Source organism: Pseudomonadota bacterium, assembly GCA_039024915.1.
Lineage (GTDB): Bacteria > Pseudomonadota > Alphaproteobacteria > Rhizobiales > MH13 > MH13.
Window position 1 is genome coordinate 195,906 of the sequence record JBCCPK010000001.1, and the last position, 11,764, is coordinate 207,669.

Here is an 11,764-nt window from a genome sequence, read left to right on the forward strand (position 1 = left end):
TATGCCAGCTTCACCAGACGCGCCAAGCAGTTTGTGCCGCCTGTGACGCCCCGTACCGGATCCGAAGAGCCACGCGTGTCGCAAACCGATCAACACACCGCGGTGGCGGCCACCCAGGCTGCCCACCCTGCTCAGGCCCCTGTGGCAGAGCCTGCCACGCCGGCGCCGGTGGCCGAGCGCAAGGCCATGAGCTCGGTCTTGATCGCTATCGCCATCCTTACATTGATGGACGCGGGTGTTAAGCTGTGGACCCAATCGTTCGGGACACCGCAGATTTTGGTCATGCGCTACGGCGCAGGCGTGCTGGTCGCATCCGTTATCGTCGCGTTTCTCCTCGTCACGGGCCGTTTGAATATCCCCAGCTTGGGGAGCGTGAGGCGTGGTGCCCAGCGATCGGTGCTGGTGGTTACCGTTGCTGGCATGTTCTTTTATGCCCTATCGGTCATACCCCTTGCGGAGGCGACGGCCATCGCGTTCACCGCACCGATATACGTGGCGCTGCTCGGCTGGGTCATCCTCAAAGAACCCGTGGCACCCCAAACGTGGCTCGCAATCGCGATCGGCTTCCTAGGCGTTGCCGTCATCTCATCGGGTGCGCTGTTCGGGGACGGTGCGTTTGCCGGTGAGTTGGTGGGATACATCTGCGCGGCGATCGCCGCTTTAGCCTATGCCGGTGCGCTGGTGCTGACGCGGCTGCATGCAGCCAGCGACCCGGTACCGACGATGATCATGCTGCAATCGGGGTTTTCCGCGCTCTTCGCGCTGCCGTTCCTTGCCTTGACAATTGCCGGCTTACCGATCGATGGACGCCCTTTCCTTGCACCCGATCTTCAGACGCTTCTGCTCGCACTGGGGATTGGTACGCTGGGAACGGTCGGCCATCTGTTCATGGCGTACGGCTTCAAGCACGCCAAAGCGGCCCGGCTCGGCCCGATGGAATACACCTCCCTCGTTTGGGCGGCGCTCTATGGTTATGTGTTTTTTGCGGAAGTTCCCGGCTGGCGACTGGCCGTCGGTTGCGCCCTCATCGTTGCGGGCACTTGGATTGTGATGAAGCGGCCATAGTGCTGCAGAGCTCGCAGCATGACTAACACCAATCCAAGCTCAAACAGACCACCACGCTTCCCAGTCTATCCCGTTGATTTGCTCTCGATATCGACTAGCCAACTATTGACAACTTAATGATCGACCGCAGTCGGAATATCCAAAAAATCTGATAACATAACCAACAAAACCAAATGACTAGGAAGTCTATTACCCGCCAATCAAAATAGACGCTCAGCAATTGCACATCGCCAGTAACATCATCTACCGCTTCAATCGTATTGAAGAATAATCGCTGGTCGAAAATATCCACCATCGCGAGTATGAACGATGATGCAATAATGAAGGTACTCATCATAAATGATATTTGAAAAATGGCATACTTAAATGGATTTTCTTCTTTTATGTTTCGGAAGAACATGTACAAATAAAAAAGCGCGATATTGATTATAACGGATGTGTAGAATGCAAAATGTAAAAAATGTCCGAATTGTCCGGAGCTAAAAACAGAAAATATGGCGATAAGAGATGCGCATATAATTATTGATCTTGAGAATTTATACTGTGCATCCATTTCTCGTTGAATTTCAGCAATCTTTTCTGCGTCTTTCTCGTTCTTTATGATCTCGAGTTCCTCGGGTACAAATCTGAAAGACATGTACAAAATGAATAGGAGCGTCCCGTATATTGGCGCCCTATACAAAAAATCGTACAAATTTCCTTGATACTCAGAACCATAGATGACCAGCAAGATCGATAGGACAATCGAAATCAGGAGATACGGTGATTTTGACGGTCGCAGATAGTTTAAGAACGGAAGTATGGCACCGATCGTGCTCGCCAAAGGGTCCATTTCACCGCGCCCCAGCAGTCAATGTTATTCACGCGTGCTGATCCTGGCGTCAGAACATAGCGTGAGTCTACCCCGATCTTTGCATCGCTAAGCTCATGACCGCGGCGCGACCAGATACCAGCTATTGGACGAGACCAACGGCCTTGATGCTTGAGCGGTCAAGTGCGGCGTCCGGAGCTCGCTTGCTGATAATTTTCGTGACCGGACTTCTTGACTCCCTACGCAACCATCCTTATCTCACCGCCGCGTTAGCACTCCGTGTTTGTGAGTGCTAATTTGCGTTTGGGGCTCATGAAGACGCCCCATCCTGTTAACTCGCGAGGTTAGGGCGCAGCAGCGCTGACGACCTCCCAAAGCCAAGGAAGACAAAGATGGCATTCCGTCCCTTGCATGACCGTGTGGTGGTGCGCCGCATCGACAGCGATGAGAAAACCGCTGGCGGGATCATCATTCCCGACACCGCGAAAGAAAAGCCACAGGAAGGCGAAGTTGTTGCAGTTGGCCCAGGCGCCCGCGACGACGATGGCGAGCGCATCCCAATGGATGTGCAGGCTGGCGACCGCATCCTGTTCGGCAAATGGTCCGGCACCGAGGTGAAGATTGACGGTGAAGACCTGCTGATCATGAAGGAAAGCGACATCATGGGTGTGATCGCGTCGTCTGGCGAGGCGAAAGCTGCCGCCTGAAGGCCGACATTCGTCGTTTCAAACCGCTAGTTCAGCGTTTCACGCTGCGCTCGCGAGGAAACGATCGCTTGAAACACATAACTTTTTTCTTGCCCACCCTGCTCCGTTCCCCGGGACGACCGGCAGGTCGGGCGTGACCCACAAGGATCCAGAAAATGGCTGCTAAAGAAGTCAAATTTGGCCGCACAGCGCGCGAACGCATGCTGGACGGCGTCAACACCCTCGCCGACGCGGTGAAGGTGACCCTCGGCCCGAAAGGCCGCAACGTCGTGCTCGACAAGTCGTTTGGCGCTCCCCGCATCACCAAGGATGGTGTTTCGGTCGCCAAGGAAATCGAGCTTGACGACAAGTTCGAAAACATGGGCGCGCAGATGCTGCGTGAAGTCGCCTCGAAGACCAACGACATTGCGGGTGACGGCACCACCACCGCTACCGTTCTCGCCCAGTCGATCGTTCAGGAAGGCCACAAGGCCGTTGCCGCCGGGATGAACCCGATGGACCTCAAGCGCGGCATTGACATGGCCGTCAGCGAAGTCGTCAAGAACCTGCTCGCAGGTGCAGCGACCATCAACACGTCTGACGAAGTTGCCCAGGTCGGCACCATCTCTGCCAATGGCGAGGCCGAAATCGGCAAGATGATTTCCGAAGCCATGCAGAAGGTCGGCAACGAAGGCGTCATCACGGTTGAAGAAGCCAAGACCGCCGAAACCGAACTCGAAGTCGTTGAAGGCATGCAGTTCGATCGTGGATACCTGTCGCCTTACTTCGTCACCAACGCCGACAAGATGACGGCTGAGCTCGACGATCCTTACATCCTTCTCCACGAGAAGAAGCTGTCGAACCTGCAGGCCATGCTGCCAGTCCTCGAAAGCGTTGTGCAGTCCTCGCGTCCGCTGCTGATCATTGCAGAAGATGTGGAAGGCGAAGCTCTGGCGACCCTCGTCGTCAACAAGCTTCGTGGTGGCCTCAAGATCGCTGCCGTCAAGGCGCCGGGCTTCGGTGACCGTCGTAAAGCCATGCTCGAAGACATCGCCATCCTCACCGGTGGACAGGTGATCTCCGAAGATCTCGGCATCAAGCTGGAGAACGTCACGCTCGACATGCTGGGCACTGCCAAGCGCGTTTCGATCACCAAGGAAGAAACCACCATCGTTGATGGTGTTGGTGAAAAGGCCGACATTGAAGGCCGCGTGAACCAGATCAAGGCGCAGATCGAAGAAACCACCTCCGACTACGACCGTGAGAAGCTCCAGGAGCGTCTGGCGAAACTGGCCGGTGGCGTCGCTGTGATCCGTGTTGGCGGTTCGACGGAAGTTGAAGTCAAGGAGAAGAAGGACCGCGTTGACGACGCGCTGAACGCAACCCGTGCTGCGGTTGAAGAAGGCATCGTTGCTGGTGGCGGCACCGCTCTTCTGCGCGCGTCCAAAGGCATCACCGCAAAGGGTGCGAACGCCGATCAGGAAGCTGGCATCAACATCGTCAAGCGCGCGCTGCAGTCGCCTGGCCGTCAGATTGCTGACAATGCTGGCGAAGAGGCCTCCGTTGTCGTTGGTGCGATCCTCGCCCAGGACAAAGCGTCCTATGGCTTCAACGCTCAGACCGGCGAGTACGGCGACATGATCGAGATGGGTATCGTTGACCCCGTCAAGGTCGTGCGCACCGCGCTCGAAGACGCCGCGTCGGTTGCTGGTCTGCTGATCACCACCGAAGCGATGGTCGCCGAACTGCCGAAGAAGGATGCTGGCGCTCCGGCCATGCCCGACATGGGCGGCATGGGCGGCATGATGTAAGCATCCGCCCGAGCGGAGCTTGCGACTAAACCGCCCATCGTTCCCACTGGTTGGGTCGACCAATTCGGCCCAACTGGCGGCATGATGTGAGCACAGCGGTCGGACCGAAAGTCCGGCACCTTCAAACATCGCTAAGAAGACGAGAAATGCGGGGCTCAGGCCCCGCATTTGTGCTTTGGATTTGTTGGTCCTCAGCGCCGATGTAGGGTGAGCAAAGCCCGACCAAGGTACCGGTATCGCAGCGTTGTCACTGACGACAGCCGGTTGTCATTGCCCGCTTGGGTGTCATCGCCCACTTACACATTTGCGGGATCAGCCACCCCGATTGCGCCCATGGGATGCCAAACCTCCTCGCGCGGTTTGCCGTCGGCGGCTTCGCTCTTGCCAGCGATAATCGACTGGAAGAACGGCAGAAACTCATTGCGCACCACCGGCAGAGAGAGCGGGTCCACGCCATTCCAAGGCAAGAACGGATTGCGGCGTAGATGGCCATGAAACTCCACCCGCGTTGTCGGGTGGGAAGAGGGCGTTCGCGCATGGAAGCCAAATGTGTCGGCGACCACCAGCGTGTTCGCCTTGACGGTCACCGCTTTTGGTTGCGGCAGTTTCATTCGGTCAAGATCGCCCGGCTTGAGGCGAAACGATCCAGCCCTGTGGTGAACATCTTCGGCGCAGGATGCCGTCAAGCTTTGCTCGTACTCCCACGCCAGCCGCTCAGGTGTCAGCTTATGGGAACCCGGCACATACTGAAAAGGCCCATTATCCGGACCGACGTCCTGTAAGAACAGCCAGGCCTTTGAAGTGGCATGAAAGGTATCGGCATGCACCATGGTCTGTGGATCAACGATCGACGTTGATGATCCATCGGCAATGACGGTCTGGATGAAGTAGAGCGGCGCACCGGTACGACCCGCAGCGTACCCGAGCTGCGCGCGGAAACGGTCGTTCGAGATCAATTCTCGCGCACCGTCGACCTGCGCGCGCAGTTCACGGCCGATCGGGGTCATACGCGTAACCGTCGCGCCTTGCCGCATCTCGTAACTGGGGAAGCGGCCCGCAAACAGCGAGTCACGGAAACGCTGATAGGCCCCATCTGGCAGAAAGTTTTCGGTGACGAAGAACCCGTTGCGTTCGAAGCTTTCCACGTCGTCAGATGAGAGCGTCCGCGCAATCGACGCGCGGCGCCGTTCTGCCAGCCTTGCAGCGGTACCAACACGCCAGCGGTGCAGCCCCTGCCGGTTCAGCTCGGCGTCGCCAATGATCACGTTACGGGCAAAACTCTTCTGGGTTCCAAAAACCCCAACCGACTGCAGCGGGTGGCGCAAATATCGGAGGCTGACACTCATACTTTTGGTTCCGCGCTTGATTTTGAACGAGGCCAGCAGGGGCTACAGCTGGGATCGAGCCGTATTATGGACGGGCGGCGTTGGCGGCTCAAGGTACTGCGCATGGCAGCTGAATGGCCAACGCGCTTGCCCTTCCCAGCTGCCTGCAAATCTCAATTCGGGCTTGGGGCGTTAACCGTTCGCAAACCACGTACAGCAGCGGTAACGCTGCCGGTTGAAACAGCTCACCGGATTGGCTGGAGAATCTGAAATTGCATTTTTCACACTGCCAACGCGGCAAAACGGCATTTCTTTCTACCAAGTCGATGCTTTGACACCATGAGGGCTCATTCGTGCGGTGGCACGTGCGCGCAAAACAAGAAGGGCCTCGCAAATGACAACCCCTCAGATGCAAGCCGAGATCCCGGCCGATTATTCCGTTTTCAATCCAACGAACCCTGCCCGCGCGCCAGAACCTCGCTGGTGGACCGGAACCGCACCGATCGCAAAGAGCACTTACCAGATTGACGCTAGCGCCTATGTTTCGGCCGCGTCGGGCGTTGAAAGCAGCGAGGTGCTTGCTGCCCGTATGCGCGAAACTTTCGATCGCGTTGGGCTGGTGCACGTCACCAACACAGGCCTGACCGATCTTGGTCGGATGCGCGCGCTCGCTTCTCATGTCATCCAAACTGACATGGATTATAAGGGTGGAGCCAATCCGCGCGATGCTCTGCAGCCCAACGTCTACGAGATCGGAGCGCCGCTGCCCGCCTGGCTGCACTACCATCACGAGATGGCCTATGTTGGCCACAGCACCTCAATGCTTGGCTTTCTGTGCAAGCATGCGGCGGTGGGCAAAGGCGCAACCTTCGTGTCCGACAATGTGCGCGTGACGGATGCGCTGCTCGCCACGTCGTTCGGTCAGAAGCTGAAGAACCATGGACTTTGCTACCACCGCAAGCTGACCGACCGCGATGCTTTTACCGACAGTCGCAACGAGGGCGTCTACAATCATTGGCAAAAATCGATGATGACGGACGACCCTGCAGAAGCGGAGCGCGCCGCGCGGGCACGAGGACTTGAAACCGAGTGGGGCCCCAACCGGCTGCTGATCACGCGGTACACCACGTCAGCGTTTGAGTACTTCCCGGGGCTGGACCGCAATCTTCTGTTCTCCAGCATTGCCGACGACTCAGTGTGGTTCGACGCATGGCCAAACGTGATGCACCTGCCGCATGAAGAGCGCCCCTTGAAGCTGACCTTTGGTAATGGTGACGAGATCACCCGCGAACAGGTCCGACAATTCATCGATGTTTACGATGACTTCGGCATGCCCATCGAGTGGAGCCAGGGCGATGTCGCCATTGTGTGCAATTACCGCTTCGCGCATGGACGTCCTGCGATCCACCTGGGGCCTCACGAGCGCCGCGAACTTGGTGTGATGATCGGGGCCGCGTTTGAGCGTGTCGAAGCCCTTGCGGGCAAATGGTGACCTCGCTGGATCAAGGGGGTTGCTGAACGGTAGAGGACGCCTAAGCCTCCATTAACCTTAATCGCTTATCAATCGGTGCAGATGGTAACTGCGGCGCTCGTGCCGTGGCCAATCCGGAGTCGCACAATGGTTCAGCGTTTCACCCTTACCGCGCTCTCGAGCGCCACACTCTTGGCAGTCATCCCTTCCACGGGCTTTGGCGCTGATCTTGGCGCAGGCGGTTTTCCTGCTGTTCCGGAGATCGTAGCCTTCGACCACAGCTTCCGTGATGCAAGCTTTTATGCAGGCCTTCGCGGCGGCTTTGGCATGGCCGAAGATACAGACTTTGACATTGCCGGGCCGATCAACGTCGTCAATGCGTACGATGACTTTGGTCTCGTGGGTTCGGCTTTCTTTGGCTATGAGGTTCCAGACCTTTTCCATAGCCTGGGGCTTCGTCTTGAAGCCGAACTGGGTCTCACAACCTACGAAGTGGACACGCACACCGTCGGGGGCGTTGCCACTCCGACAGCCGACTCCTTTGGTGATACGTTTGCCGTAACCGCAATGGCGAACGGCTATGTTGACGTCGACTTGGGCTTTGTACGCCCGTTCGTTGGCGCGGGCGTTGGGTTTGCTCGGGTCAACTTCGAAGAGCATGGCGTCACCGGTTCGCTGAACGTGATGGATGACTCGAACGGCGCATTTGCCTGGCAGGTGATGGGGGGCCTCGCCTACGACGTGACACACAGCATTTCGGTGGAAGGTATGGTCCGTTATCAGAGCATCATGGGCGTCGATCTATCGTCGAGCACTGGACCGGAAAGTGAAATCGATCTGGATACGACAACGCTTCAGCTTGGTGCGCGGGTCGCGTTTTAAACCGCAACGCATGCTTTCATCCTTAACAGGAGCTTAAGCTCCGTTTAGGATTATGTTAATCAATATTCTGACTTTGAATCAGGCGCTTAGCTCGTACAGCTAAGCGCCTGATTCACGTTCGGGCTCACCCAACACATTTCGAACATGTTTTGGCCGCGCAAACACCTTCCCGCCGCCATTTGGGCTCCACTCACTCGGCGCAATTCAGGCGCATCACCACTTAGTGCGCTGATGCCGCTGCCGGTGCGTTTGTTTTTGATTTCAGACTTTCGGAGTTCTTATGCCCCATTCCGTTTCCCCCCAATCGGCAGGTGCAAAGCCCCTCGCATTGGGGATTGCAGCAGCACTGTCCCTTGGCGTCATAAGCGCCCTGCCCGGCCTCGCTGAGGCTGCAGATATCCCCCTTGACCCGGCGCCTGCGCCAGCACCCTTCATTGAGGATCGCGTCGCCTCGACGTTTTCGCGCTTTGGCCCTTATATCGGGGCACGCGGGGGGTTTGCGTTTGCGGAGGACACTGATTTCCGCATCGCTGGACCAACAACCGTGACCAATCAATATGAAGATTGGGATTTGAGCGGGAGCGTTTTTGCCGGTTGGCAAACAACCCTGTTTTCAGGCCTGACCGGCCGCGTAGAGGCTGAACTGGGTTATTCGGATTTTACCGTTGAACGCCATGTCGCCGGCGGTGTGGGCTTGGCTGGCTCAACCGGAGACACCACCGCGTTATTTGGTGCTGTAAACGCCTATGTTGACGCCGAGCTTGGCCAATGGCGCCCCTTTGCAGGGATTGGTCTGGGCATCGCTGATGTCACCTTCGATCAGCACGGCGCGGCCGGGCCTGGCATCGTCATGGATGACAGCGACAATGCGTTTTTGTGGCAGGTATCAGGTGGCCTCGGCTATGATCTGACCGAGAACCTGACGCTCGAAGGCCTTGTTCGCTACCAGTCGATTATGGATGTCGAGTTGACCTCAACACCTGCCAGCGGGTCCGTCGGCAGCAGCACCGACCTGAGCTCAACGTCCGCACAAGTTGGTCTTCGCTACGGCTTCTGATCACCTGATCGGCAAAGCATAAGAACGCTCTGCGCGAGAAGCGCGGAGCTTTTTTTATTGGGTCACATCGCTTTGAGGCGCTCAAGAGCACCTTTGTCCTCGATGCAATAGTAACCCGAAAGCCGAGAGATCAGTCCCTCACGCTTCCAGCCGTTCAGAATGCGGCTGACGTTCTCACGCGCAGCGCCGGCCATGGCGGCAAGATCACTTTGCGAGATCTTGTAGTGGACCAAGGTCCGGTCATTTGGCAGTGGCTTTCCAAACGTTTCGCTGAGTTGCAGAAGTGCGACCGCTACCCGACCTGGCAAGGGCAAAAACGAGCGCGCTGCAAGGACGTCATTTGCCGTTCTCAGCCGCCGAGAGATCAAAGCAAGCATGTGTTGGTACACGGCAGGGTTTTCTGTCGCGAAGCGCTCAAAGTCCCGCTTGTCGAGGCGTGCCAACGTGCTTGGCTTGAGTGCGTCGACAGTCGCCGAGCGTGGCTGCCCATCGAGAAGAGCCATCTCACCAACGACCTGCCCCGCGCCAACGATCGCGAGCAACTGCTCGCTGCCTTCAGCTGAAACAATGGCCACCTTGAGGCTACCTTCGAGCACGGCGAACATGGCGTCGCCGGGATCACCGCTCATAAACAGCGTCTCACCTGCAGCCAGCTTGGCTTCACGTGTGAGGGCGTTCAAGCCATCCGCCAGCTCGGGATCAAGTCCGGCAAAGGCAAGGCTCTCTGCAAAAACGGCACTTGCATCAGCGGGTCCAGACATCGCTTTTTCCTCAGCTGTTTGGCACAGGCAGCTTACCTACGCCCATCGGGAACAGAAACAAAACGCAAACCTGACGCAGGGTCCAGTGCTGCATGCAAGGGAGCCTCAAGTTGGCAGGCTGGCAATGAAGGGGTGCCGCAAACAGCGCGAATAAACTGTGATGCGCGGCACATCGTGGCGGCGCCGCGTATGGGATTGGTGATGACAGATACTTCAAACAATCGAGATAAGATTAGACCAAACCATGAGCCGTATTTTCCTCTCGTTCGTCACCGGTATGATCGTACTGTCGGCAATCGTCTTTGCCTTTGTCACCGGTTTTGGGGCAGACGCTGTGGCCGCAACGACCACGGTGGTCGATACCGCACCCGCAGCCAGTGCGACCTGCCGGACAATTGCCGTCACCATCACCGACCCCTTTGCCGGTTCGGTTTCCAGCGTCGCCCAGCAGGTTTGCAGCGCCCACTAAGCGACGTCGTACCTGATCAAATTCACGAGCTTGCATCAGCGGTCGGGCGCACCAAGTAGAGCGCATGACAGAGACTAATATGCAAAGCAGCCACATTCGTGGCACTCACCACAACCATCCAATGGAAGATGTTGGGACCTATCCGCGCCCTCCAAGGCTTGAACCGGCCCCCTACCCGATCCGCATCGAGTTTGGTGGACAGACCATTGTTTCAACGAGCGGCGCGTATCGTACCCTCGAGACCTTTCACCCGCCGACCTATTACTTTCCGCCGGAAGACGTCGCAGATGGGGTTCTGCAGCCTGTGGCGCGGCAATCCATCTGCGAGTGGAAAGGCCCGGCGCGCTATTTCGATGTCGTCGTAGGGACTTCTCGAGCAGCGGCCGCAGCCTGGAGCTATCCCAAACCGGTCGAACGCTTCGCGCCCATTGCAGGCTATATCTCTTTTTATTGCCACCCCATGGACCGCTGCCTTGTCGACGGCGAGGTTGCCGCGCCCCAGCCAGGCAACTTCTACGGCGGTTGGGTAACGTCATGGATTACCGGTCCGATAAAAGGCGCGCCGGGCACCAATCATTGGTGACAGCAAGAATAGTCAAAAAAACGTATGCGCGCATGATCCGCGCCAGAATTGTCGGCGTAATATGGATACGAAAGCGATAGCCGACTGCGTTCCCCCGAGCATGGACGGCGACCCCTAGCCCGCTTTCAATTCGCCTCCGCGTCCCCCAAATTCGCTGAGAGGCAAAGGACCGCTTTCTCCCCCGGAAGCGGTCCTTTTTTATCGTCGCTACAGCTTTCGAGCGTCACGACCAGGTCGCGGCTTGTACTGGGGCAAACACCAGCCAAAGGCTATGGCACCGGCCCGCAAACCGAATGCTGCAGAAAAGCCAACAAGCGCTGGCACTGGCGAGGCGAACCCAAGTTCGCGCATCCCCACATAGACGACACCGGCAACCAAAGCGCTTGTGATGTAAATTTCACGCCGCATCAGGACTGATGGCTCGCCTGCGATCACGTCTCGCAAAATACCGCCGACAGTTCCGGTGATCATCCCCATCGTAATCGCAACGACCGCAGAGCCAGTGACGTCCAGACCCTTGAAGGCGCCAAACACGCCAAAGGCCGACAGGGCGGCAGCATCAAGCCACAACAAGAGACGGTAGCGCTGCTCGATCATCGGCGCAGCAATGTAGACGAGCCCTGCGGCACCGACGCAGACGAGCAGATAAATCGGTGCTTCTATCCAGAAAACGGGAACGTCGAGCATGATGTCCCGGACGGTGCCGCCTCCGATACCCGTGAGGGTCGCAAGGAACGCAAAGCCGACGATATCCATCTGTTTGCGCGAGGCGACAAGCGCGCCGGTCGCAGCGAACAGGGCTACGCCCAGGTAATCGAGGAGAACAAGTGCGCTCATCTGCGC

General features: G+C 57.5%; 11 protein-coding genes. 8 read left to right on the top strand and 3 right to left on the bottom strand.

Features of this window, described 5'->3' with window-relative positions:
• Window positions 1-75 precede the first annotated feature (75 nt).
• The 3 genes from AAF739_01020 (at window position 76) to groL (ending at window position 4,373) form a co-directional block, all read left to right on the top strand.
• On the top strand, window positions 76-1,065 hold the full coding sequence (locus AAF739_01020; protein MEM6381230.1) for a DMT family transporter: 990 nt from the start codon (window positions 76-78) through the stop codon (window positions 1,063-1,065).
• A gap of 1,203 nt (window positions 1,066-2,268) precedes the next feature.
• Window positions 2,269-2,583 (top strand): co-chaperone GroES, encoded by a 315-nt coding sequence (groES, locus tag AAF739_01025; GenBank protein MEM6381231.1) that lies wholly within the window; start codon window positions 2,269-2,271, stop codon window positions 2,581-2,583.
• Between the two features lie 155 nt (window positions 2,584-2,738).
• The gene (gene groL / locus AAF739_01030; protein ID MEM6381232.1) at window positions 2,739-4,373 is read left to right on the top strand and encodes a chaperonin GroEL; all 1,635 of its coding nucleotides are present in this window, start codon (window positions 2,739-2,741) and stop codon (window positions 4,371-4,373) included.
• 296 nt (window positions 4,374-4,669) lie between these two features.
• On the opposite strand, the gene AAF739_01035 is transcribed toward groL, so the two are convergent.
• Window positions 4,670-5,719, bottom strand: a complete 1,050-nt coding sequence (locus tag AAF739_01035) for a phytanoyl-CoA dioxygenase family protein (protein MEM6381233.1) — start codon at window positions 5,717-5,719, stop codon at window positions 4,670-4,672.
• A gap of 373 nt (window positions 5,720-6,092) precedes the next feature.
• Here AAF739_01035 and AAF739_01040 point away from each other — a divergent pair, with 373 nt between their 5' ends.
• The 3 genes from AAF739_01040 (at window position 6,093) to AAF739_01050 (ending at window position 9,108) form a co-directional block, all read left to right on the top strand.
• The gene (locus tag AAF739_01040; GenBank protein MEM6381234.1) at window positions 6,093-7,190 is read left to right on the top strand and encodes a TauD/TfdA family dioxygenase; all 1,098 of its coding nucleotides are present in this window, start codon (window positions 6,093-6,095) and stop codon (window positions 7,188-7,190) included.
• Window positions 7,191-7,316: 126 nt separating this feature from the next.
• The gene (locus AAF739_01045) at window positions 7,317-8,051 is read left to right on the top strand and encodes an outer membrane beta-barrel protein (protein ID MEM6381235.1); all 735 of its coding nucleotides are present in this window, start codon (window positions 7,317-7,319) and stop codon (window positions 8,049-8,051) included.
• 280 nt (window positions 8,052-8,331) lie between these two features.
• Entirely contained in the window at window positions 8,332-9,108 is a 777-nt protein-coding gene (locus tag AAF739_01050) for an outer membrane beta-barrel protein (GenBank protein MEM6381236.1), read from the top strand.
• A 62-nt stretch (window positions 9,109-9,170) separates the two neighbouring features.
• On the opposite strand, the gene AAF739_01055 is transcribed toward AAF739_01050, so the two are convergent.
• On the bottom strand, window positions 9,171-9,869 hold the full coding sequence (locus tag AAF739_01055; GenBank protein MEM6381237.1) for a Crp/Fnr family transcriptional regulator: 699 nt from the start codon (window positions 9,867-9,869) through the stop codon (window positions 9,171-9,173).
• 244 nt (window positions 9,870-10,113) lie between these two features.
• On the opposite strand from AAF739_01055, the gene AAF739_01060 reads away from it, so the two are divergent.
• The gene (locus AAF739_01060; protein MEM6381238.1) at window positions 10,114-10,338 is read left to right on the top strand and encodes a hypothetical protein; all 225 of its coding nucleotides are present in this window, start codon (window positions 10,114-10,116) and stop codon (window positions 10,336-10,338) included.
• A 121-nt stretch (window positions 10,339-10,459) separates the two neighbouring features.
• Window positions 10,460-10,921 carry a DUF427 domain-containing protein gene (locus tag AAF739_01065; protein ID MEM6381239.1) on the top strand — a complete coding sequence of 154 codons (462 nt, stop codon included), beginning with the start codon at window positions 10,460-10,462 and terminating at the stop codon, window positions 10,919-10,921.
• A gap of 207 nt (window positions 10,922-11,128) precedes the next feature.
• Here the strand turns inward: AAF739_01065 and AAF739_01070 are convergent, their stop codons facing one another.
• Complete coding sequence (locus tag AAF739_01070) at window positions 11,129-11,758, bottom strand: trimeric intracellular cation channel family protein (GenBank protein MEM6381240.1); 630 nt, start codon at window positions 11,756-11,758, stop codon at window positions 11,129-11,131.
• Between the last annotated feature and the right edge of the window lie 6 nt (window positions 11,759-11,764).

Excerpts from the sequence above, each read along its gene's own strand:
- groES (MEM6381231.1), top strand. The coding sequence starts at position 2,269 with ATGGCATTCCGTCCCTTGCATGACCGTGTGGTGGTGCGCCGCATCGAC.
- groL (MEM6381232.1), top strand. The coding sequence starts at position 2,739 with ATGGCTGCTAAAGAAGTCAAATTTGGCCGCACAGCGCGCGAACGCATG.
- AAF739_01035 (MEM6381233.1), bottom strand. The coding sequence starts at position 5,719 with ATGAGTGTCAGCCTCCGATATTTGCGCCACCCGCTGCAGTCGGTTGGG.
- AAF739_01040 (MEM6381234.1), top strand. The coding sequence starts at position 6,093 with ATGACAACCCCTCAGATGCAAGCCGAGATCCCGGCCGATTATTCCGTT.
- AAF739_01045 (MEM6381235.1), top strand. The coding sequence starts at position 7,317 with ATGGTTCAGCGTTTCACCCTTACCGCGCTCTCGAGCGCCACACTCTTG.
- AAF739_01050 (MEM6381236.1), top strand. The coding sequence starts at position 8,332 with ATGCCCCATTCCGTTTCCCCCCAATCGGCAGGTGCAAAGCCCCTCGCA.
- AAF739_01055 (MEM6381237.1), bottom strand. The coding sequence starts at position 9,869 with ATGTCTGGACCCGCTGATGCAAGTGCCGTTTTTGCAGAGAGCCTTGCC.
- AAF739_01060 (MEM6381238.1), top strand. The coding sequence starts at position 10,114 with ATGAGCCGTATTTTCCTCTCGTTCGTCACCGGTATGATCGTACTGTCG.
- AAF739_01065 (MEM6381239.1), top strand. The coding sequence starts at position 10,460 with ATGGAAGATGTTGGGACCTATCCGCGCCCTCCAAGGCTTGAACCGGCC.
- AAF739_01070 (MEM6381240.1), bottom strand. The coding sequence starts at position 11,758 with ATGAGCGCACTTGTTCTCCTCGATTACCTGGGCGTAGCCCTGTTCGCT.